The 22,406-nt window shown below is 69.5% G+C and carries 19 protein-coding genes; 10 read left to right on the plus strand and 9 right to left on the minus strand.

The features are described from left to right. Window positions 1–4 precede the first annotated feature (4 nt). The gene (locus tag LXT13_RS24465) at window positions 5–1,126 is read left to right on the plus strand and encodes a TIGR03088 family PEP-CTERM/XrtA system glycosyltransferase (protein WP_233374936.1); all 1,122 of its coding nucleotides are present in this window, start codon (window positions 5–7) and stop codon (window positions 1,124–1,126) included. Here LXT13_RS24465 and LXT13_RS24470 read toward each other — a convergent pair. From LXT13_RS24470 to LXT13_RS24485, 4 genes are read right to left on the minus strand one after another with little or no spacing between them, the layout of a single operon-like run. Further along, window positions 1,099–2,730, minus strand: coding sequence for a hypothetical protein (locus tag LXT13_RS24470; RefSeq protein ID WP_233374937.1), 1,632 nt, complete (start codon window positions 2,728–2,730; stop codon window positions 1,099–1,101). The genes LXT13_RS24465 and LXT13_RS24470 overlap by 28 nt on opposite strands. After that, entirely contained in the window at window positions 2,720–3,937 is a 1,218-nt protein-coding gene (locus tag LXT13_RS24475; RefSeq protein ID WP_233374938.1) for a hypothetical protein, read from the minus strand. Before LXT13_RS24475 ends, LXT13_RS24470 begins: the two co-directional genes overlap by 11 nt. Then, window positions 3,934–5,001 carry a glycosyltransferase family 2 protein gene (locus LXT13_RS24480; RefSeq protein WP_233374939.1) on the minus strand — a complete coding sequence of 356 codons (1,068 nt, stop codon included), beginning with the start codon at window positions 4,999–5,001 and terminating at the stop codon, window positions 3,934–3,936. Before LXT13_RS24480 ends, LXT13_RS24475 begins: the two co-directional genes overlap by 4 nt. Window positions 5,002–5,014: 13 nt before the next feature. Beyond that, window positions 5,015–5,395 (minus strand): GtrA family protein, encoded by a 381-nt coding sequence (locus LXT13_RS24485; protein WP_233374940.1) that lies wholly within the window; start codon window positions 5,393–5,395, stop codon window positions 5,015–5,017. 228 nt (window positions 5,396–5,623) lie between these two features. On the opposite strand from LXT13_RS24485, the gene LXT13_RS24490 reads away from it, so the two are divergent. Genes LXT13_RS24490 through LXT13_RS24530 form a run of 9 tightly spaced genes read left to right on the plus strand, consistent with a single transcriptional unit; the run spans window position 5,624 to window position 16,440 of the window. Beyond that, window positions 5,624–7,543, plus strand: coding sequence for an XrtA/PEP-CTERM system amidotransferase (locus LXT13_RS24490; protein WP_233374941.1), 1,920 nt, complete (start codon window positions 5,624–5,626; stop codon window positions 7,541–7,543). A 17-nt stretch (window positions 7,544–7,560) separates the two neighbouring features. Continuing rightward, the gene (locus tag LXT13_RS24495; protein ID WP_233374942.1) at window positions 7,561–8,877 is read left to right on the plus strand and encodes a nucleotide sugar dehydrogenase; all 1,317 of its coding nucleotides are present in this window, start codon (window positions 7,561–7,563) and stop codon (window positions 8,875–8,877) included. Continuing rightward, on the plus strand, window positions 8,874–10,094 hold the full coding sequence (locus LXT13_RS24500) for a glycosyltransferase family 4 protein (RefSeq protein WP_233374943.1): 1,221 nt from the start codon (window positions 8,874–8,876) through the stop codon (window positions 10,092–10,094). Before LXT13_RS24495 ends, LXT13_RS24500 begins: the two co-directional genes overlap by 4 nt. 5 nt (window positions 10,095–10,099) lie before the next feature. Then, window positions 10,100–11,308 (plus strand): glycosyltransferase family 4 protein, encoded by a 1,209-nt coding sequence (locus LXT13_RS24505; RefSeq protein WP_233375094.1) that lies wholly within the window; start codon window positions 10,100–10,102, stop codon window positions 11,306–11,308. Then, complete coding sequence (locus tag LXT13_RS24510) at window positions 11,301–12,563, plus strand: putative O-glycosylation ligase, exosortase A system-associated (RefSeq protein WP_233374944.1); 1,263 nt, start codon at window positions 11,301–11,303, stop codon at window positions 12,561–12,563. Before LXT13_RS24505 ends, LXT13_RS24510 begins: the two co-directional genes overlap by 8 nt. A gap of 2 nt (window positions 12,564–12,565) precedes the next feature. After that, window positions 12,566–13,462 carry a hypothetical protein gene (locus LXT13_RS24515; RefSeq protein WP_233374945.1) on the plus strand — a complete coding sequence of 299 codons (897 nt, stop codon included), beginning with the start codon at window positions 12,566–12,568 and terminating at the stop codon, window positions 13,460–13,462. 5 nt (window positions 13,463–13,467) lie between these two features. Beyond that, window positions 13,468–14,448 carry a polysaccharide deacetylase family protein gene (locus LXT13_RS24520; RefSeq protein WP_233374946.1) on the plus strand — a complete coding sequence of 327 codons (981 nt, stop codon included), beginning with the start codon at window positions 13,468–13,470 and terminating at the stop codon, window positions 14,446–14,448. Between the two features lie 5 nt (window positions 14,449–14,453). After that, complete coding sequence (locus tag LXT13_RS24525) at window positions 14,454–15,296, plus strand: glycosyltransferase (protein WP_233374947.1); 843 nt, start codon at window positions 14,454–14,456, stop codon at window positions 15,294–15,296. Between the two features lie 4 nt (window positions 15,297–15,300). Then, entirely contained in the window at window positions 15,301–16,440 is a 1,140-nt protein-coding gene (locus tag LXT13_RS24530) for a rhamnan synthesis F family protein (protein ID WP_233374948.1), read from the plus strand. Here LXT13_RS24530 and LXT13_RS24535 read toward each other — a convergent pair. Genes LXT13_RS24535 through LXT13_RS24555 form a run of 5 tightly spaced genes read right to left on the minus strand, consistent with a single transcriptional unit; the run spans window position 16,412 to window position 22,404 of the window. Further along, entirely contained in the window at window positions 16,412–17,356 is a 945-nt protein-coding gene (locus LXT13_RS24535; RefSeq protein ID WP_233374949.1) for a rhamnan synthesis F family protein, read from the minus strand. The genes LXT13_RS24530 and LXT13_RS24535 overlap by 29 nt on opposite strands. A 5-nt stretch (window positions 17,357–17,361) precedes the next feature. Next, a complete protein-coding gene (locus LXT13_RS24540) occupies window positions 17,362–18,867 on the minus strand; it encodes a lipopolysaccharide biosynthesis protein (RefSeq protein ID WP_233374950.1) in 1,506 nt (501 codons plus the stop codon). Then, window positions 18,867–19,559 carry a hypothetical protein gene (locus tag LXT13_RS24545; protein WP_233374951.1) on the minus strand — a complete coding sequence of 231 codons (693 nt, stop codon included), beginning with the start codon at window positions 19,557–19,559 and terminating at the stop codon, window positions 18,867–18,869. The genes LXT13_RS24540 and LXT13_RS24545 overlap by 1 nt, the downstream gene beginning before the upstream one ends. Window positions 19,560–19,596: 37 nt before the next feature. Next, window positions 19,597–21,276 (minus strand): asparagine synthetase B family protein, encoded by a 1,680-nt coding sequence (locus tag LXT13_RS24550; RefSeq protein ID WP_233374952.1) that lies wholly within the window; start codon window positions 21,274–21,276, stop codon window positions 19,597–19,599. A gap of 15 nt (window positions 21,277–21,291) precedes the next feature. Continuing rightward, entirely contained in the window at window positions 21,292–22,404 is a 1,113-nt protein-coding gene (locus tag LXT13_RS24555) for a GNAT family N-acetyltransferase (protein WP_233374953.1), read from the minus strand. Between the last annotated feature and the right edge of the window lie 2 nt (window positions 22,405–22,406).

The following is a 22,406-nucleotide window of genomic DNA, read 5'->3' on the forward strand; positions in this document are numbered from 1 at the left end:
GGTCGTGAGCGACTCCCGGCCGCTCGTCGTCCACCTGCTGCACCGCTTCGACACCGGCGGGCTGGAGAACGGCGTCGTCAACGTCATCAACCACCTGCCGGCCTTCCGGCATGCGGTGGTGGCGGTGACGGAGATCACGAGCTTCAAGGAGCGCGTGAAAGCGCCGGGCACGCAATTCATCGCACTGCACAAGCCGCCCGGCCAAGGCTTCTGGCTCTATCCGCGCGTCTATCGCCTGCTGCGCGAGCTGCGGCCGTCCGTCGTGCACACGCGCAACCTGGGCGCGATGGAATTCCAGCTGCCGGCCTGGGCCGCGCGCGTGCCGCTGCGCGTCCACAGCGAGCATGGCTGGGACACCAACGACCTCGGCGGCGTCAGCGTCGCCAACCAGCGCCTGCGGCGCCTGTACGGCCTGCGCACGCAGCGCTTCGTCGCACTGTCGCGTGCCATCGAGACCTACCTGACGGGGCCGGTCGGCTTCCCTCGCGAGCGCGTTTTGCGCATCTGCAATGGAGTCGACACGCAGCGCTTCGCGCCCGCCACGCAACGGGCGCCCGAGGCCTGGCCGTACCGCCGCGGCGAGCACCTCGTCATCGGCGCGGTGGGCCGCATGCAGGCGGTGAAGGATCCGCTGAACCTAGTCGACGCCTTCCTGCGCCTGCGCGCGCTATGCCCTGCGGACTGGCTGCGCCTGCGGCTCGTGATGCTCGGCGGCGGACCGCTGCTGGAAGCCGCCCGGCAACGCTTGGCCGAGGCCGGCGCGGCGGATCAGGCCTGGCTGCCTGGCGACCGCAGTGACGTGGCGCAGCTGCTGCCCCATGTCGACATCTTTGCGCTGCCGTCCCGGGCCGAAGGTATCAGCAACACGCTGTTGGAAGCGATGGCCTGCGGTTGCGCGCCAGTGGCGACCGACGTCGGCGGCAACCCGGAGCTGGTGGACGATGGCGCCAACGGCCTGCTCGTGCCCGCGCAGGACAGTGCGGCACTGGCCGGGGCGCTGGCGCGCGTCGTGTCCGAGCCGGGGCTGCGCGAACGCCTGGCCGCGGCCTCGCTCGCCCGCGTGCGGGCCGAGTTCAGCCTGGGCGGCATGATCGCCGCCTACGGTGCCTTGTACGCCAGCTCGTAGGCCGCGAAGCCGCCGGCATCCACCGGGCCGCTGATGCGGTAGCGGGCTGCGAGGTGCTCGCGCAGCCTGGCGCGCGGCAGGCCGCCAAGGGCCACCTGCATGACCGGGCCGCGCCAGTCATGGTCGTCCAGCGCACGGAACACCAGCACGCGACCGCCGCGGGCAAGCGCCGCGTCGATGCGCTCGTCCAACCGCGCCAGCAGGGTCGCGGTGTCGGCCTTCGGATCGTTGGCCTGAGCCAGATCAATGTTGAAGCGCTCGATGCCTTTCGTGTCGAACAGGCTGCTGTCCGGCTCGCCCGGGTAGGCCGCGAAGCCGACGTAAAGACCCTGCGGCCCGAGCGCCACCTGCAGCGCCTGCTCGCGCTCGGCCAGTGCGAAGCGCGCCTTCGGGATGCCGTAGCCGGCGAGATTGACGGCCAGCAGCACCGGCATCGCTGCACCCAGCAACCACGCGTCCAGCCAGCGGCGCCGCAACTGCAGCGCCAGCAGCGCGACGGGCATCGTGAACTGGAACCAGTGCTCCGGGTCGTTGAGGTTGTAGTAGTACGAGAACGCTGCGGCGCCCAGCACGAAGGCCCAGGGCGACAGCAGGCCCGGCGCGGCGCCGCGCAGCGCCTGGCGCGCGCCGGACAAGAAGGTGGCCAGCAGCAGGCCGCCCACCAGTGCGGCCAGTGCGACTTGGCCGGCCAGCGCCGGCAGCGCGGCGCGGGCGTCGGGCAGCCAGCCCCACAGGTAGGCGCGGCCCAGCGTGCCCAGCGAGGGCAGGTAGGCGAAGTTGTTGACGAGGCTGAAGGCGAAGCGCAGCGGCATCTCCTTCCACGAGGCGAGCCAGGTCTGCAGCGCCTGTTTCTCCTTCAGCCCGCCGACCGCGAACTCCACGAGCCCGCCGGCCTGCGTCGTGTCGGTTTGGCGCGCCGTCACATAGGCGGCCAGCAGCAGCCCGAAGCCGACGACGGCCAGCGTGACGGCATACGGCAGCGTCGCCCGCACCGCTCTGACCAGGCCCTGCCGTCGCGCGCTGCGGATGAGCATGAACAGCGCCAGCAGCAGCGTCTGCGGCAGCACGCTGACGAGCAGGTTCACCGACAGCGCCGCCCAGGCGCCGCACTTGACGGACTCCCGTAACGTCGCTTCGCAGGCGGCCTCGGCCCGCTCCCAGCGCATCGCATGGTGCAGCGCCAGCGCCAGTGCCGGGAAGACCATCAACTTGATGTGCGCAGTGGGGCCCAGCGTGATGAGGTTGAAGCTCGCCGCGACGAAGACCACGGCGGCCACGCCCTTCAGCGCCGAGTGGCCTGCCTCGCGCAGCGTCGTGAAGAACACGGCGCAGCCCAGCGCAACGGAGACGACGTTGACCGCTTCCAGGCTGTGGTTGATGCCCAGCACGCCGCCGCTGGCGCGGTAGAGCAGCAGCGCCAGCGGTTGCATCCACAGGTGGCCCAGGTCCCAGTGGAAGCGGTTGGTGCCCATCTCCTGCCAGTAGCGCTCCACGTCGTCGACGCGGATGGCCGAGCACAGCAGCACGTAGGCCAGCAGCACGGCGGCGCCGACGGCCAGCGCAGGCAGCAGATGGCCGCGGAACGGCGTGGAATCAGTGCGCATGGGACATCGAGGTTGGAGTGGACGGGCCGGTGCCGACCGGCGCATGCCAGGCGCGCCACCAGTGCCGCACCAGCAGCACCGCGACGACGCAGTTGGCCAGGATGCCGGGCAGCCGCACGACCGGCCCCGGCAGTTCGCTCAGGTAGCCCAGGTAGGCCGTGGCCGAGCCGAGCTGGATCAGCGCCGTGATGAGCAGCCAGCGCCGGTCACGGAAGGCCAGCGCCAACGAGAACACGTCGGCCGGGTAGAAATAGCGCTCGTGCATCTTGGGCAGCATGAACGGCACCATGAAGGCCACCGTGCAGGCCAGCGGCAGCAGGTGCTCCCGCGAGCGCTGCACCATGCGAATGCAGAACGGGATGGCTGCCAGCATCGCGATGACCGTGACGGCCAGGCCCGTGAACAGCGCCGCCTTCTGCGCTGCATCACTCGTGAAGACATACTTGGCCGGCGTCCACAGGTTGGGAGCGCCGAGCGACAGGTCCATCTCCGACGTCGCCTGGTGCAGGTAGACGGTGAGCGCCTCCCCCCACGGGCGGCCGGCGATGACGCTGGGCCACAGCCAGGCCACGTAGCCTGCCACCAGCAACACGGCGAACTGCCAGCGTTGCCGGGCGCACCAAGCCACCGCCAGCACGACCGGCCCGAGGAAGGCCGCTTGCAGCTTGAACGCCAGCGCGCTGACCAGGGTCAGTGCGCTGGCAGCGTCCTGCCGCCGCTCGGCGAGCAGGAAGCCCAGCAGTAGCCAAAAGCTGTAGATGGCGTCGCACTGGCCCCAGACGGCGGAGTTCATCCACACGGTGGGCAGCAGCAGCGTCGCGACGAACGCCAGCGCCGGTCGCAGCCAGGCCGGCCGCGTCGAGTCGGCCGGCTCGCGCGGCACGCTCCAGGCGACGGTCCCGGCGAGCCCGATGTCGAACAGTGTCGAGATGGCCTTGGTGATCTGCGCCGCGGTGGCCGCCGGGTCCAGCTGCAGGCCCGCCAGCAGCAGGTAGAGGTAGGGCGGGTTGTAGTTGGCCGACGTGGTGGCCAGGCCCGGGAAGCCGAGCTGCCTCAGCTCGTCGACCCAGAAGTACAGGAAGTGGGCCATGTCCCGCGAGATGAACCCCCACCCCTGCCAGCGCACCCACAGGGCCGCGCCCAGCAGGCCCACGATGGCCAGCACGAGTGCCGGCGGGGGAAGCGGGCGCCTGGCAGCGCCGCTCATGGCTGGCGGGGCGCGACGGGCGACGTCGCTGCCGGGGCGATCGAGGCCGTGCCCGTCCCCGCACCCGCCCAGCCGCCGGTGATGGCTTCCACATGGAAGCGCGGCCGGCCTTTGCTCGCCTCGTAGACCTTGGCCAGGTACTCGCCGATGACGCCCAGGCTCAGCAGCTGGATGCCGCCCAGCAGGTACATAGGGATCACCGTCGACGCCCAGCCGGGCAGGGCCACGTCGGTGAACAGCCGGATGAACAGCGCCCACAGCCCGAAGGCCACGCTGACGACCGACACCATGGCTCCCAGGCTGGTGATGGCCCGCAGCGGCGCGGCCGAGAACGACGTGACGCCGCGCCAAGCCAGGCTCAGCATCTTGGACAGCGGGTATTTGGACTCGCCGGCAAATCGCTCGGCACGGTCGAAGGCGACGACGCTACTGCGGTAGCCCAGCTGCGGGATCATGCCGCGCAGGAACAAGTGGGTTTCGCGGTAGTGGCGAAGCGCCTCCAGCGGGCGTCGGCCCATCAGCCGGTAATCGGCGTGGTTGAAGACGACCTCGACCCCCATCAGCGCCAACACCTTGTAGTAGCCCTCGGCCGTGAAACGCTTGAAGAAGGTGTCGGTGTCGCGGCGGCGGCGCACAGCGTAGACCAGTTCGTCGCCGTTCCGGAAGGCGCGGATCATGTCCGGGATGATGGACAGGTCGTCCTGCAGGTCGGCGTCCAGGCTGATCAGCGCGTCGCCGCTGACCGACATCAGCCCGCATAGCAGTGCGTTCTGGTGGCCGCGGTTGCGGCTGAGCTTGATGCCGCAAACGTCGCCGCGTTCACGCGCCAGCGTCTCGATCAGCGCCCAGGTGCCGTCGCGGCTTCCGTCGTCGATGTAGTAGGCGGCGCTGTCCGCGCCGATCAAGCCATCTGCCTTCAGGCCATCCAGCAGCGTGCCCAGGCGGCTGGCGGTTTCCCGTAGCACGGCCTCCTCGTTGTAGCAGGGCAGCACGAAGTTAACGACGGGCGCCGTGCCGGTGACCCAACTGGCAGGGGCAAAGCGGGCGGGGTCGATCAGGTCCATGGCGTGGCTTCGTTCAGAGTTTGCGGTACACCCAGAGGCGGCTGAGCGCGAAGTTGCTGACCAGCACGCCCGCCGTCGCTGCCACCTGGCTCACCACGGGATGCAGGCCCAGGCCCACCGCGGCGCGCAGCAAGGCGGCGTTCAAAGCACAGCCGACCGCGACCATGGCCGCGAAGCGCAGCTGCTGCGCGCGGTTGGTGACATGGCTGCCCTGCGCCGCGAAGGTCAGGCGGGCATTGGCCCAGTAATTGAACGCTGCGCTGACCAGGAAGGCCAGCGTGGACGCCGCCACCAGCGTCAGCCAGCCCGCCAGCACCAGCAGCGCCGTCAGGCCGTACTGCAGCAAGGTGGCGAGGGCGCCGACGGACAGGAAGGAGAACAGCTGGGCGATCAAGGGCGGGGCCAGGCGGGGAAGGCGCCGAAGTATCGGGGCTGGCGGCGGCGCATTCCTGCCGTCGGACGTGACGATTTCATCCCTTGGACAGGGGGATTGGCCGTGGCTGAGATCACGCCTGACGGCGCAAATCGCCGGGGGGCGCCGTCAAGCTCGGTAAGAATCCAAGTTTCCTCGCGCCGCCGGCGTGGGGCCCATCCCCCGATTGGCTGAACCAGGTCCCAACCCATGTGCGGCATCACCGGTTTGTTCGACACCCGCGGCCAGCGCCTGCCCGAGCGCGAGCGCCTGCACCGGATGAACGAGTCCCAGCACCACCGCGGGCCTGACGAGGGCGACCTGCACATCGAGCCGGGCGTCGGTTTCGGCCACCGGCGCCTGTCGGTCATCGACATCGCGACCGGTCAGCAGCCCATCTTCAACGATGACAAGTCGGTGGCGCTGGTCTTCAACGGCGAGGTCTACAACTACCTCGAGCTGATGGACGAGCTGCGCGGCCACGGCTACGTGTTCCGCACCAAGAGCGACTCCGAAGCCATCGTGCGCGCCTGGGAGCACTGGGGCGAGGACTGCGTCTATCACCTGCGCGGCATGTTCGCCTTTATGGTGCACGACCGCCGCCGCGACTGCCTGTTCATGGCGCGCGACCGCCTGGGCGTGAAGCCGCTGCACTACGCGTTGACGGAGGATGGCTGGCTGCTGTTCGGCTCTGAGCTCAAGAGCCTGATGGCGCATGGAGGCCTGCGCCAGGAGATCGACCCGCGCGCCGTCGAAGCATACTTTGCGCTGGGCTACGTACCGGACCCGGCGACGATCTACAAGCACGCCAAAAAGCTCGCCCCGGGCCACCGCCTGCTCGTCAAGCGCGGACAGCCACTGGGCACGCCGCAGCGCTACTGGGACGTCAACTTCACGCTGGACGCCAGGATCGGCGAGGAAGATGCCGCCGAGGAGCTGCGCCGGCGCCTCAGCGAATCGGTCAAGCTGCGGCTGAAGGCCGAGGTGCCGTTGGGTGCCTTCTTGTCGGGCGGCGTCGATTCCAGCGCCGTCGTCGCGGCCATGGCCCAGCTGGACAGCCAGCCCGTCAACACCTGCTCCATCGGCTTCGACGACCCGAAGTTCAACGAGACCCAGTTCGCCCAGCAGGTCGCCGACCGCTACCGGACGAACCATCGCGTCGAGACCGTCAGCAGCGACGATTTCGGCCTCGTCGACCTGCTCGCCCACCTGTACGACGAGCCTTATGCGGACTCTTCGGCCATTCCGACGTACCGCGTCTGCGAGCTGGCCCGCAAACATGTGACCGTGGCGCTCAGCGGCGATGGCGGCGACGAGAGCCTGGGCGGCTACCGCCGCTACAAGCTGCACATGATGGAAGAGCGCATGCGCCGCGCCTTCCCGCTGGCGTTGCGCCGCGGCGTGTTCGGCCCGCTTGCCAAGGTCTACCCGAAGGCCGACTGGGCGCCGCGCGTGTTCCGTGCCAAGACGACCTTCCAGGCCATCGCCCGCAACTCGGTCGATGCCTACTTCAACACGATGGGTCTGGTGCGCGACCCGCTGCGCCAGCAACTGTTCAGCGACGGCTTCAAGCGCGAGCTGCAGGGCTGGCATGCCAGCGAGGTGTTCCACGAGCATGCCCGGCGCGCCAACACCGACGACCCGCTGGCGCTGATCCAGTATCTGGACATCCACACCTACCTGCCCGGCGACATTAACACCAAGGTAGACCGCGCCAGCATGGCCCACAGCCTGGAAGTACGCGAGCCGTTGATGGATCACCCTCTTGTGGAATGGGTGGCCACACTCCCGTCCAGCCTCAAGCTGCGCGGCCAGGAAGGTAAGTACCTGTTCAAGAAGGCGCTGGAGCCCATGCTGCCGCACGACGTGCTGTATCGGCCCAAGATGGGCTTCGCCGTGCCGCTGGCGCGCTGGCTGCGCGGGCCGCTGCGCGAGCAGACCCGCCAGGCGCTGCAGCAGGGCGCGCTCGCGCAGACCGGCTGGTTCAACCCGGGCGTCATCTCGCGCCTTCTGGACCAGCATGAGCGTGGCGTCATGGATCACGCCCAGCCGCTGTGGGTGCTGCTGATGTTCGACGCCTTCCTGCGCAATGCAGGTCTGGGCACCGCCGCGGCACGCGCCGCCGCCTGATTTCACAAGGACGATTGATGAAGGTTTCCGTTTTCGGTCTCGGCTACGTCGGTGCCGTGTCCTGCGCCTGCCTGCCGGAACTGGGTCACGAGGTGGTCGGCGTGGACATCAACCCGCTGAAGGTCGAGCTGATCGCCTCCGGCCAGTCGCCGGTCGTGGAAGAGGGCATCGAGGAGCTCATCGCTGCTGCTGTCAACGCCGGCAAGCTGTCGGCCACGCGGGACGTGGCTGCCGCCGTGCGCGTCACGGAGATCTCGCTGATTTCCGTCGCGACGCCGGCCTTGCCCAACTTCATGCCCGACCTGACCGCGCTGGATGCCGTCGTCGGCCAGATCGGCGCCGAGATCGCCAAGAAGGACAGCCACCATACGCTGGTCATCCGCAGCACCGTCGCGCCGGGCACCACTCGTGAGCGCATCGCGCCGCTGCTGGAGAGGGCAGCGGGCCGCAAGATCGGTGATCGGCTGTCGCTCGTGTTCAACCCCGAGTTCCTGCGCGAGGGCTCGTCGGTGTCGGACTTTCACAACCCGCCGCAGACCATCGTCGGCAGCTTGGAAGAGTCCGGTGTCGAGGTGATGAAGCGGCTGTACGGTGGTGTGCCGGGCAACTTCGTCGCCGCAGACGTCGGCGTGGCCGAGTCGGTCAAGTACCTGTGCAACGTCTTCCACGCGCTGAAGATCGTCTTCGCGAATGAGGCCGGCGCCGTGCTGAAGGAGACGGGCCTGGATGCCCGCGACGTGCTGGAGCTGTTCTGCCGCGACACGCAGCTCAACATCTCCAAGGCCTACCTGCGGCCGGGCTTTGCCTTCGGTGGCTCGTGCCTGCCCAAGGAGGTCAAGGGCTTCCTGACCATCGCTCGCGAGCGCGGCGTCGACATCCCCGTGCTCGGCTCGCTGCTCGATAGCAACGAGGCCCACATCGCCCGCGCCTACGATCTCATCGCTGCCGCCGGCCGCAAGCCGGTCGCGCTGTTCGGCCTGGCCTTCAAGCCGGGCACCGACGACCTGCGCGATTCGCCGCTCGTAGTGCTGGCCGAGCGGCTGTTGGGCAAAGGCTTCGACCTCGCGATCTACGACAAGTTCGTCAAGATCGCGCGGCTGCTGGGCAAGAACAAGGAATACATCGACCGCGAGATTCCCCATCTGGACAAGCTGCTGCAGGAAACGCCCGACGCGGCGCTCTCCCGCGCAGAGATCGTCGTCGTTGGCCATGCGGACGCGGAGACGCGCCAGCGCATCATCGCGCTCGCCAAGGGCGCCCGTGTCGTGGACCTGAACGGTTATGCCGACCTGCGTGCTGCCGGCTTCGCGCAGTACGAGGGCATCTGTTGGTGAGCGCGCCGGAGCGGCGGCTGAAGCTCGCCTTCATCTCGCCGGTTTTCCTGTTTCCGGCCGACGCCGGCGGCAAGATCCGCACGGGCAACATCCTGCGCGGGCTCAAGGAGAGCGGCCAATTCGACATCACGCTGCTGTCGCCTGCGACGGCCGAGCAGCAGCGTCACTGGCAGGCAGAGCTGGACCGGCAGTGCGACCGCTTCATCGGCTGGCAGCCCAGCCCGCCGCGCCCGCGCTGGCACCGCGTGCCGGACCTGCTGTCGGCGCTGCCCGTCAACGTCGCCGCGGACCGCACGCGGGCAGCGCTGACCGCCGTCGAGCAGGTGCTGGCCGCCGAAGCGTTCGACGTGGTCGTGTTCGACTTCGTTCACGCTGCGGTGCTGCGTCCCGCGTCGCTGAAGGGCGCCACCGTCTGCTTCACGCACAACGTCGAGGCCGAGATCTTCGAGCGTCATGCCAAGACGGCCGCCAGCGCGCCGCTGCGCTGGCTGTGGACGTCGCAGGCGGCCAAGATGCGGCGTTTCGAGCGTGAGGCGCTGGCCAGCTTCACACGGGTCGTCGCGGTGTCCGAGCGCGATGCGAAGAAGTTTGCCGCCGAAGGCCTGAAGACGGCGCGCGCCATTCCCACGGGAGTGGACCTGGACTTCTTCTCCTGGCAGGCGCCGGCGGGCGGCAGCCCGGTCGTCGTCTTCACCGGTTCGATGGACTGGGAGGCCAACGTCGATGGCATCCGCTTCTACATTGAGGACGTCTGGCCTCAGGTGCGCGCCAAGGTGCCCAATGCGCAGTTGCGCGTCGTCGGCAAGAACCCGCCTCCGGCGCTGGTGCAGCGCAATGTGCCCGGCGTGACCTTCACCGGCTTTGTCGATGACGTGCGCGACCATGCGCGCGACGCCCAGGCCTTCGTCATCCCGCTACGGGTGGGTGGTGGTACCCGCATCAAGGCCTTCGAGGCCATGGCCATGGGCCTGCCGGTCGTGTCGACGACCATCGGTATCGAGGGCCTGGACGTGGACGACGGCACGCACTTCCTGCGCGCCGATGGCGCTGATTCACTGGCCAGCGCGACGCTGAAGCTGCTGGCCGATGGACAACTGCGGCTGAAGCTGTCGCGCGCCGCTCGCGACCTCGTCGAAGCCCGCTTCGGGCACCGAGTCGCGGCCGATGTGTTCGGCCGCATCCTCGTCGAAGCGGTCGAGGCGGAGGCCGCGCGGTGAGGCCGCTGAAGGTATTGACCTTCTCGACGCTGTTCCCGAGCAGCGTCCGGCCCAGCCACGGCATCTTCGTCGAGACGCGACTGCGCGAGCTGCTGAAGAGCGGCCAGGTTGAATCGCGTGTCGTCGCGCCGGTGCCCTGGTTTCCTTCCGGTAACGCGCGCTGGGGCGAGTACGCGAAGTTCGCCGCCACGCCGGCACGCGAGCAGCGCCACGGCCTCGACGTGCTGCATCCGCGCTATCTGCTTGTCCCAAAGGTGGGCATGACGTCTGCGCCGCTGACGCTGGCGCTCGGCGCGCGCGGCGCGGTGCGGCAGTTGCTCGACGAGGGTTTCGACTTCGACCTCATCGACGCCCACTACTACTACCCCGACGGCGTGGCCGCCGCGCTGCTGGCCCGCTGGTTCGGCAAGCCGCTGACGATCACCGCCCGTGGCACCGACCTGAATCTGATCCCGCAATACGCCTTGCCCCGGGGAATGATCGACTGGGCTGCACGCCGTGCCGCCGGCTCGATTGGCGTCTGCTCGGCATTGATGGACGTACTGCGCGGCCGGGGGCATGACCCGGCGCGGCTGCACGTAATGCGCAACGGTGTCGACCTGGAGCGCTTCCGCCCGCTGCCGCAGGCCGCCATGCGGGCCGAACTGGGGGTCGACGGCGAGCCGTTGCTGCTGTCCGTCGGGCACCTGATCGAACGCAAAGGCCACCATGTCGCCATCGAGGCGGTGGCCGAGTTGGTAAGGACCCGGCCGGGCGCCCGTCTCGTCATCATCGGCGAGGGGGAGGAGCGCGCGGCGCTGACGTCGTTGGCCGCCCGGCGGGGCGTGACGGCGCAGGTGCACCTGACCGGTTCGCTGCCCAACACCGAGCTGTTGAAGTGGTACAGCGCCGCGGACCTGCTGTTGCTGTGCTCGAGCCGCGAGGGCTGGGCCAACGTGTTGCTGGAGTCGATGGCCTGTGGCACGCCGGTGGTGGCCACTGACATCTGGGGTACGCCCGAGGTCGTGGCGGCGCCGGAGGCGGGCCGGCTCGTCGCCGAGCGCACCGGCGCGGCCTTTGCCTCCGGTATCGAGGCGCTGCTGGCCGCCGGCACGGACCGCGCCGCGACGCGCCGCTATGCCGAGGGGTTCAGCTGGCAGGCGACCACGGAGGCGCAGCTGCGGCTGATGCGCGAGGTGGCCGCTGCCGGCGTGCCGGAGGTGCAGCATGCGTGACCTCGTCCTGCTGGCGCTGCTGGCCTACGGCACGCTCTACGCGCTGCGCGAGCCGTGGATCGGCACGATGATCTGGACCAACGTCAGCCTCATGAGCCCGCATGCCCAGTTCGGCAATGCGGCCGGTGAATGGCCGGTGGCGACGGGCGTTGCACTGACGACGATGATCGGCCTCGTCATGCATCGCGACAAGGCGGAGAACCCACTGCGCGGCGCGCCGGCCATGGCCATCCTGGCGTTCACGTTCTGGATCACGTTCACGCTGCCCTTCTCCATCTACTTCGACGACAGCTTCCCGCTGTGGGTCCGGTCGATGAAGATCTTCCTGATGCTCTTCGTCACGATCGCGCTGCTGACCGACAAGCGCAAGATCAACGTCTTCGTCGCAGTGATGACGTTCTCCATTGCGTTCTACGGCATCAAGGGCGGCATGTTCACTCTGGCCACGGCCGGCAGCTACCGCGTCTGGGGGCCGGGCGGCTTCATCGGCGGCAACAACGAGCTGGCGTTGGCCCTCATCATGACCATCCCCATGATGCGTTACCTGCAGTTGCAGGTGACGAACAAGTGGCTGTCGCGCGGACTCACCTTCGGCATGGCCATGACGGCGGTGACCGTCCTGGGCACCTACTCCCGCGGCGCCCTGCTGGGTTTGAGCGCGATGGCGATCTTCCTGTGGATCAAGTCGCCCAAGAAGCTGGGTATGGGCCTTGTGCTGGTGCTGGGCGGCGCACTGGCGCTGGGCTTCATGCCCGAGCAGTGGTGGGACCGCATGCATACCATCAAGACCTACAACGCCGACGAATCGGCGCTGGGTCGTATCAACGCATGGTGGAACGCCTTCCACGTTGCCAACGACCGCCCGTTCGGCGGCGGCTTCATGATCTACATGCCCGAGGTCTTCGCACGCTATGCGCCGGACCCGAACGACGTCCACGCCGCCCACAGCATCTACTTCCAGGTGCTGGGCGAACACGGCTGGATCGGCCTGCTGGTGTTCGTGTCCATCGGCGCGTTGACGTGGCGTGATGCGGGGCGCCTGTCCCGCTTGACGCGGAACCGCCCGGAGCTGCGCTGGGCGGGCGAACTGGGCGTCATGACGCAGGTCGCGATGGTGGGCTATGCCGTCGCCGGTGCCTTCCTGAGCCTGGCCTACTACGACTTCCCCTACAACCAGGCCGCGGCCATCGTGGCGGCCTACGCCATCGTGCGCAAGCAGCTGGCCGCCGCGCGCAAACCCGTTCCGACGCTTTGACGATGAAGACCACCCTGACCACCCGTTGGCACCGCTGGCAGTTCGAGCGGGCCGTTCGCGACATCGCCCACACGCCTGCCATCGCGCCAGGTGCCATGCCCTACACGGCGCTGTCGATGGTGCAGCATCGTGACGTGCTGCCCTACCTGCTGGCGCTGAAGTCCTTCGCCCGCTTCCTGCCGCCATCGGAGGTGGTCGTCGTCGCCGACCCGACGCTGGATGCCAACGACCGCGCGTTGATGCGCGAGCACGTGCCGCTCCTGGAGTTCCGCGAGGCCGCCGAATTCCGCCATCCCGGCATCCCGATGGGCGGCTGCTGGGAGCGGCTCAGCGCCATCAGCGAGCGCGTGCAGCGTCAGGCCGTCGTGCAGCTGGACGCCGACACCGTCGCGCTGCAGCGCCCGGCCGATGTGGCCGATGCGCTGGCCGCCGGCGTGAGCTTCACGCTGGGAACCGAGGACGGCCAGCGCATCGCGTCGACGCACGAAATGGCTGCCCGTGCGCGCCAGCAGACGGAGGACTCCGACCACATCCAGGGCCGCTGCGAGGCGCTGCTGGACCAGCTCGACCCGGAGCAGCGCTGGCGTTATGTGCGCGGCTGTGCCGGCTTCGCGGGCTTTGCGCGAGGCGCTTTCGACCGCGAGATGCTGATCGAGATCTCGTCGCGCATGCGGGCCTTGATCGGTGACGACTGGAACCGCTGGGGCACCGAGCAGTTCACCTCCAACCTTGTCGTGTCCAGCTCGCCGGGCGGGCGGGTCCTGCCGCATCCACGCTACTGCGCGCCGCACCGCCGCACGGCCGAAACGGTGTTCCTGCACTTCATCGGCTACGTGCGCTACACGTCGAGCTACTACGCCGACGTGAGCCGGCGCGTCTGCACCGAACTGCGCGGTTGAGCGCCATGGCCACCCCCGCGCTCTGGAGCCCGTTCCGCTGGCTGTCACCGGCCGGCGAACGGGCCCGGCTGCAGGTATTCATCTTCCATCGCGTGCTGCCGCAGTACGACCCGCTGCAGCCCGACGAACCGGATGCCCGCCGCTTCGCCGAGGTCTGCGCTTGGCTAGCGCGCTGGTTCCACGTGCTGCCACTGGGCGAGGCCGTGCAGCGGCTGCGCCAGGGCAGCCTGCCGGCGGCGGCGGCCTGCATCACCTTCGACGACGGCTATGCCGACAACCATGAAGTCGCCCAGCCCCTCCTGAAAGCCCATGGCCTGCCGGCCACCTGCTTCGTCAGCACCGCCTACATCGACGGTGGCCGCATGTGGAACGACTCGGTCATCGAGGGCGTGCGGCGCCTGCCGGCAGGCCGCTTCACCGGCGCCGAGCTCGGGCTGCCGGACTACGACGTGGGTGACGCTGAGTCGCGCATCGCGATGTACCGCGACGTGCTCAAGCGCTGGAAGCACCTGGACCCGCGGCGCCGCGGCGAACTGTCGGACGAACTGGCCCGCCGCTGCGGCCTCGACGCGCGCTCGACGCTGATGCTGTCGCGCCCGCAGCTGCGCGCGATGCGCGACGCCGGCATGGACATCGGCGCCCACACGATGACGCATCCGATCCTGGCCACGCTGCCCGAGGCCGAGGCGCGAGACGAGATTGGCGGCGGCCGCGAGCTGCTGGCGAGCTGGCTGGGCGAGGCGCCTAGCTTGTTCGCCTACCCCAACGGCGTGCCGCGGCAGGACTACTCGCTGCGCGACGTGCGCCTGGCGCAGGCCTGCGGGTTTGATGCCGCTGTCTCCACTGCCCACGGGGCCAACCTGCGCGCGACGGACCCGTTTCAGCTGCGCCGCTTCACACCCTGGGACACCCAGAAGATGCGGTTCGCCGCCCGCTGCGCGCTCAACCTCGTGCAGCACGACCGCCAACCGCTCGCGAAGGAATGAATGCCATGCTGCCCATCCGTGTCCGCCAGGCTCCGAACTTCGTGTCCGCGCTGATCCGCCGCGCCCGGCTGCTGCAGCAGCCGGCACAGCCGCAGCGGCGTTTCCACCTCTGCTACTTCAGCTGCTACTCGTACTTCGCCTACCTGTACTGCGCCATCGACAGCGTGGCCCGCCATGTCAAACAGCCCTGCACGGTCTACCTGTTCAACGACCAGGAGCAGCCGCTCAGCGACGAGCAGATCGAGCGCCTGCGCGAGCGCATGCCCGACCTGAAGGTGTTCCTGTGGCCCAAGAGCATGGGCTGGGGCGCGGCGCAGATCCAGACGATCTGGCAGGCATACGGGCTGGCGGCGGAGCAGGCGGCGGACGACGACATCATCGCCCGCGTCGACTCCGACGTGTTCTTCTTCAATGACCGCATCTTCCAGGTCGCGCAGCGCAGCGAGGCGGACGTCATCGGCGACGGACATTTCGTCGGCTTCGAGTACAGCCAGGGTGGTTGCTATTTTTTGAAGGCGTCGGCGGTGCGGCGCATCAATGCGTGGCTTGCCAGGCGCGACATGGACGAGGCGCTGGCCGGTGCGGCCATCAAGGTCGAGGACGTGGCGATGCACCACTTCGCGCGCAGCGTCGGCCTCGACATCTTGCTGACCTGGTTCATGATGTTCCCGGACGAGCTCCGCAACGCCGGTGGCCTTACCGCGTGGCAGCGCTACAAGTTCTCCTGCCTGCACTTCGTTATGAAGAACAAGCGCGGCATGCTGGACGCCTACCTGGACCAGGTGTTGGCACCGGCCGAGCGCGGCGCCTTCCTGGCCGCCGCCGGCCTGCCGGCGCCGGCCGCCTGAGGCGATGCGGGCGTCGGGCGCCGCCGGCCACTGGGCCCAGCTGACCTACGAACGCAGTCGCGCCGGCAGCGGCGTGCAGGCGCTGCAGGCCACCTGGCAGGCTGCAAGTGCGCGCCGCCATCAGCGCGCGGCGCTGTCCGGCGCGGATCGCCAGCAGCTGCTGGACGCCGAGCTGGCCTGCCTGCGGCTGGGCCTGGCCTGGCCGCGCGAGGCGCAGGACCAGCGCGCGCCGTGGCAACTGCCTGCGCGCGTGCTGCAGGCCGACGCGGTCGCATTGCCCGCCCACCCGCTGATCGATCCGGCGTGGGCCGTCGAGCGCATGGGCGTGCCGGGCAGTGCGCTGGCGTTGATCGACGCGCTGGGCCAACCCGACCGGCGTGCGGCGCTGTGGGCCGGCCTGCCGCTGGCGCCGCCGAAGGACGTGTCGCGGCTGGGCGTCGTCGTGCATCTGTTCTATCCGGCGCTGTGGCCGGAGATACGCGCCGCGCTGGCCGCGTTGCCGGAGGTCGCGGCGCTCTACCTGACCGTGCCGGAGTTCGCCGCCACGCCGGCGCTGCGCGACATCGTCGACAGCTGGCCCGGCCCGGTGCAGGTCGTGCCGTTACCCAACCGCGGCCGCGATGTGCGGCCCTTCCTGCACCTGCTGCGCGGCGGCGCGCTGGACGCGCACGAGCTGGTTTGCAAGCTGCACACCAAGCGCAGCCCGCACATCCGCGAGGGGGCCGCCTGGCGGCAGGCGTCCTTGCAGGGGCTGCTCGGCAGCCCGGAGCTGCTGGCCGAGCGGCTGGCGCGGATGCGGGGCGACGCGGGCGGCGGGCTGTGGTGCGCCGAGTCCGATCTCGTCGCGCCGGAGGACCGGCGTCGCTGGACGCGCCAATGCCACCGGCCGCTGCAGCGCCAGCTCGCGCTGCAGCAGTGGACTGAAGAGCCGGGCGGCTGGTCGTTCGCCGCCGGCACGATGTTCTGGCTGCGGCCCGCCGCGCTGCAGGCGCTGCGCGGCCCGGCCTGGACCGACCTGCACAACTACGAGCCGGAGATGGCCCAACTGGACGGCACCTGGGCGCACGCGTTGGAGCGGCTGATCGGCCTGGCCGTGCGGCGCGCGGGCTTCCAGCTCAATCCGCTGGCAGCACCTCGTCGATGAGCTGAAGCGGGTAGACCGGCGCGCTGGCCTGCAACTGGTCACGCCAGCCGTCGGTCAGCGTGGCCAGCCCGCGGCGTCGCTGCAGCAGGTCGCGCTTGACGTAAGGCATGCCCAGCGGCTGCAGGCATTCGCGCCAATACCAATGTGTCGGGTTGCCCAGGAAGCGGCCGTCCGCGGCATGGAGCTTGTCCGGTGCCCGGCGTGGCACCGTGGCGATGACGGTCTGCAGCCGGGCGGCCGGCACGAAGGCCTCGGCGCGCAGGCCGGCCTCGCGCAGCGCCACGCTCAGGCCCAGCTCGTAGCGGGCGATCAGCGCCTCGCGTTCGAGGATGAACCTGAAGCCGTCCAGCCAGCGCTGCAGGAAAGCCAGCGCCGGCCGCTCGAAGACGATGAAATAGCTTTGCAGGTGTGGCTGGCGCTCCAGTGACTCGGTCATGCCCCACGCGTCCGGCGCGCGCCCCGCCATCTCGGCGAAGACCGGCGCCAGCGGCGTCAGCGGGCCGAAGATGCTGTCGTTGGTGAACAGCCAGCGTTGGAAGCCGGCGACGCGCTGGCCCGTCAGTCGCCACACGGCGGCCGCGGCGACGGGCCAGCCGCCGAGGTCCAGGCTCACGTTGGGCCGCTGCAGCACCAGCCAGCAGCGCGGGCGAAGGGCGTCCAGCGCGGCGGCGGAGAGCTGCGGCGAGGTCGTGACGAACACGATGCGCGCATCCAGCGCCCGCAGCGCGTCCAGGTGATGCAGCACATAACCGGCGACGCGTCCGTCCGGGTCGAAGTGATTGAAGACGGCCACCGTGTGCGAGCGTAACGCGGCCAGCGCGTCGTTGCGGGCCAGCACGCGGCTGTGCAGCCGCCACGGGTCGAAGCGCCAGCGGGCCTCCCGCAGCGCACGCTGAAGCCGGGCCCTCAGCGCCATGCCGCTCAGCCGCGCAGGCGCGACCAGATCTCGCTGCCCAGCTGCCAGGCGGCACGCCGGGCCAGCACGGCCAGGCCGCCGATGTAGACGGCCAGACCTAGCGGCACGGCAATCAGCACGCGAACCAGCGATGGGACGTCGGGCAGCAGCAGCGGCAGCGTCGCGATGCTTGCCGCGCTGAACAGCGCCGCGCCGAGCCAGGGAGCGAGCGCCTGCACGAGGCTGCGCTTGCGCTGGCCGCAGGCGTTGCAGGCCAGCCAGGTCGTCACGACGTTCAGTGCGATCGAGATGACCGCGAAGACCGCCGAGGCCACGTTCAAACCGAACTGCGCGGAGGCGAACAGGCCGAGGCCGACGCTGACAGCGCTGACGATGGACAGTCGCATCAGCGCGCCTGCGTGGCCCAGAGACAGCAGCACGGTGGAGGCGGTCGTCAGCACCGCCTGGGCCGCCATCGAGATGGACAGGAAGGCGAGAGGCACGGCGGCGCCATCCCACTGCGGGCCGAGCAGCACGCGCACGACGTCAGCTGCCAGCGCGGCCACGCCGAGCATGATCGGCAGCACCAGCGCCGCGACGCTGACAGTTGCGCGCAACCAGGCGGATCGCAGACGTTCGAGGTCGTCCTTCAACGCCGACAGCGTCGGGAACAGCACGCGCACGACAACTGAGCTGATCTGGTAGATCACGCTGCCGGTCAGGTGCGACGCCGTGCCGAACAGCGCCAGTTGCGCGGCGCCGAGCTGACGGCCGAGGATGATGCCGGGCATGTTGCGGCTTGAGAAGCCGACGAGGTTGGACGCCAGCAGCTTGGACGAGAAGCCCAGCAGGTCGCCCAGGTCCGCAAACGCCCAGCTGCGGCTCGGCCACCAGCCGGCCGAGCGCACCATCAACCCACCGGTCACCAGCGTGCCAACCAGCGGCTGCACGGCCAGCGACCAGTAGCCCCAGCCCAGCATCGCGCTGCCCAGCGCACCCAGCGCCGCCGCCACGCTGCCCACCGTCTGCGCGACGATCATCGAGCGGAAAGCCAGCCGCTGTGTAAGCAGCGCCTGCGGCACGACGACGGCGGCCGACAGCAGCAGGTTCAGCGCCAGCGGCAGCAGTAGGCCCTGTACCTCGGGCCGGCGGAAGTACAGCGCCAGCAGCGGCCCACTGGCCGCGACGGCCACGGCGATGCCCAGGCCGATCAGCACATTGGTCCAGAAGCAGGCGCTGAGGAGCCGGGGCGACGAGGCCTGGCGCTGCACGATGGCCGAGCCGAAGCCGAAGTTCGTAATGATCTGCCCCGCCTCGGCAGCTAGGTAGGTCATGCCGAACAGGCCGAAGTCGTCGGGCGTGAGCAGCCGCGCCAGCACGCTCATCGTGATGAAGCCGAGCCCTTGCCTCAGCAGCTGCCCCCCGCCCAGCCAGGCAGCGCCCTGGACGGCCTGGTTGCCGATGCGGGGCGACGACCGGTCGGGCGCGTCTGCGGGATTGTCGTCGCGGGCCGCGTCGGCTGGTGGCTGCATTACTTCTCTTTCTCGGGTTCCGGCGCCTGGTCCCGGGGCTTGTCCTCGGGCTTTTCATCGTCCCAGTGGCCGGCCTTGCGCAGCTGTTCGATAAGGTCTTGGTAAGGCACGCCCAGCGTGACGGCGGTCTTCATCGCGGCCCTGGACTTCTCGTACTCGCCCAGCTCGTAGTAGAGCTTGGCGGCGTTGTACTGCGTCATCGGCACGTCGTCGGCCTTCTGCACGACGTAGTCGAGCTGCACCAGCGCGTCGGCCTTGCGGTCGTAGGTCTTCAAGTAGAGCGCGTAGACCATGCGCACCAGCAGGTCATCGGGCTTGTAGCGCAGCGCGCGCTCGAAATAGCACTCCGCGGTGAAAGGCAGCAGCATGGGCTGCTGCGTCTTTTCCTTCAGCGTCAGGTTGATCAGCGTCAGCAGCGCGCGCGGATGGTTGGGAAAGGCCCAGAGCGTGTAGTGCAGGTCGGGGCCGAAGTACTGGAAGATCGGCTTGCGCAGCTCCGCCACGTCGTCCGTGAAGTGGTTGCGCTCGACGATGTCGCGCATTTCGGCGGTGGCCGTGCGGTAGTCGAAGGGGCCGTACTTGCCGGCCTGGTACAGCGAGCCGCAGATGTTGGCCTGCGCGCTCATGCCGGCCAGCAGCAGCGCCGCGACGGCGGCAAAACGGGAGACGACCGAAAACCTGGCAAGAAACATCGGAGACCTCAGCGTTGACACGGGGCCATGTGGCGCCTTAACGGCGGTCGACCCGGTAGTGCGGCGCATGCGCCCGCAGCCATTGTTCCAGCATCATCAGGATCCAGACCATTTCGCCGTAGTAGCCGGCGTGCTCCCTGAGCCGCTGCGTCAGCAGGCTCTCGACGAACTCGGTCCGCACGAGGCCGCGGTCGGCGACGCCGCGCAGCGACTCGGCGGCCAGCGCGTTGAGCGCCGCGTCCTTGACGGCCCACGGGCCGAAGGGTAGGCCGAAGCCGTGCTTCTTCTTCGTCAGGATCTCGTCGGGCAGGAAGCCGCGCAGCGCCTCCTTGAAGAACCAGCGCAGCTTTAGGCCCTTGAGCTTGTAGCTCGTCGGCAGCTTCAGCGAGAAGTCCAGCAGCCGCGTGTCCAGCAGTGGGAAGCTGACGTCCACCCCGGCCAGCGCGGTCGTGCCGACGACCTTTGGCAGGTCGTTCTCGGCCAGCGTGTAGCGCCAGTCGAAAGCGAGCATCTGGTTGACGAGGCTGGCGTCATGCGGGCCGGCCGCCCAGGTCGCGCGCTGGTGCTGGCGCGGCGCCTGCGTGTCCACCGCGGCGAGGAAGCCGGGCGTGAAGACCTCGGCCAGGCCCAGTCGGTCCAGCAGGTTGTAGCTCTGCATGCGGTCGGGCATGGGCACGCGAGCTTGGCGGATGTAGCTGGTGCCCTTTTTCAGCAGCGGGATGCTGCCGGTGACGGGATTCAGAAACAGCGGATTCAGCACGCCCGAGCGCAGCGGCGACGGCATCTGGCTGTAGACGTGGAAGACGCGCTCCTTGGCATAGCGCACATTGCCGCCGAAGAGTTCGTCGCCGCCGTCGCCCGCCAGCAGCCGTGTGTAGCCGTCGTCATGCGCCTTGCGGGCGCAGTAGAACGCAGGCACCGCTGACGAGTTGCCGAACGGCTGGTCGTAATGGGCGGCGACGCCGGGGATGGCCTTCACGAGGTCGGCCGGCGTCACGTAGTACTCGTGGTGGTCCGCGCCGAAGGCCTTGGCGGCGATGCGCGCGTAGGCCATCTCGTCGTAGCCCTCCGCCTCGAACCCGATGGAGTAGCCGGCCGGCGCCTGGCCGGTGGTCTCGCGCAGCAGGCCGCAGACGGTGGAGCTGTCGGTGCCGCCGGACAGGAAGCAGGCCGTCTTGCCGTCGCCGGTCAGCCGCTCCTTCACGGCCGTGCGCAGGATGTCGCGGAACTCGTCGCGCAGCGCGTCGAAGCTGGGACGAGTCTCCTCGCGGAAGCCCGGCGTCCAATAGGGCGCGACCGTCAGCCGTCCGTTCTCGAACAGCGCGTAATGCGCCGCCGGCAGCCGCAGGATGCCGGCGTAGATGGTGCGCGGCGACGGGATGCAGTGGTGGTACAGGTAGTCGAAGACGGCCTGGGTGTCGATCTCGGTGATGCCGAGCTGGCGGGCCAGCGTGTCTGCCCGCGTGGCGTAGTGCAGCCGGCCGTCTTTCACGGAGTAGCACAAGCTGTGCACGGCAAAGCGGTCGACGGCGAGCCACGTGCCGCCTCCGGGCAGCGCCAGCGCCACGGCGTACTCGCCGCCCACGTCGGCCGCGCAAGTGGCGCCGCGTGCGGCGTAGGCGTCCTGCCACGCCGCCAGCACGTCGGCGGCGGGGCACCCGAAGCGCGGGGCGCCGGTGGCGAAGGGCTGGTCAGGCGTGGGGGCGTGGGCTTGCATCGCTGGGAATGAGAGTCAGGCGGGATTCTCGGCGGCCGGCGCAGCTGGTGCCGGTGCGGTGGCGGGCTTGGGGCGGAGCCGCCGCCAGGCCCGGCCCAGCGTCTGGCGGGCCAGGCCTGCCAGGCCGCGCGGCGTCAACGGGTCGTAGGCGACGATGCCGAAGCGTTCGCGGCGCTGGCTCATCCAGGCGGCCTTATAGGCATCGTCGCCGATGAGGTAGTCGATCTCCCGCACGGCGTCCACGTCCAGCGCCTGCTCCATCAGCGCCGCCGTCAGCAGCGTGCCGGGCGCAAGCGCCTTGTAGGCTTCGTCGTAGGCGAGCTTGTAGATGTCGGCGCGTCCGTTGGCGACGATCCAGATCTGCGCAGCCACGGCCTTGTCGCCCAGCCAGGCCACGCCCAGCCGCAGCCAGCCGCGCGCCGCGCACAGGCGGATGAGCCCGGGCACGAAGCCGGGGTAGGGCTCGGGGATCTTCCAGCTTTGCGCGTAGACGCTCTGGTAGGCCGCCAGGCCCGCCTCGAGCCGGTCGCCGCCCTGTACGATCTCCAACCGGCCGCCTTCGGCGGCGAACTTCTTGGCGTTGCGCTTGATCGTGTTGCGCACCTGGCTGCTGCGGGCCTTCAGGTAGTCGGCCCAGTTCAGGCGCACCGGCTCGTACCAATTGCCGAACGAGAAGAACGCGTGGACGCTCAGGCCGGCCAGCGCCAACGCCTCGCGCAGCAGCGCGAATTCGCGCGACGCCGGGTCCATCGGCCAGAAGCGAAACACGCCTGCGCCGCGCCCGTCGCGGCGCAGCGCGCGGGACAGTGGCAGCAGGTCTCGCGCCTGCACGTCGTCGGCGAACGCGGGGCTGTAGATGGCCGTGTAGAAGTTGGCCAGCGCACAGACCTCGCTGCCCGTGGCCAGCGTCGGCACCACGGCCAGCACGCCGGCGGCGCCGCGCAGCACCCACAGGCGCGGCTGGCCGGCGGCCTTGTTGTCCGCGTAGACGTGGGTGACCAGATTGCGGAACCAGTCGGCGCCGAACTCGATGTGCCGCGTCTCGGCCCGCGCCATCAGCGCCAGCGCATCGGCCGGCAACTGATCGATGTCGGTGAAGGACGTGACGCTCGGGATGGTGTCGTTCATGG

Origin of the sequence: Pelomonas cellulosilytica (assembly GCF_021353265.1) — a bacterium.
In the GTDB taxonomy this organism is placed as follows: Bacteria; Pseudomonadota; Gammaproteobacteria; order Burkholderiales; family Burkholderiaceae_C; genus Pelomonas; species Pelomonas cellulosilytica.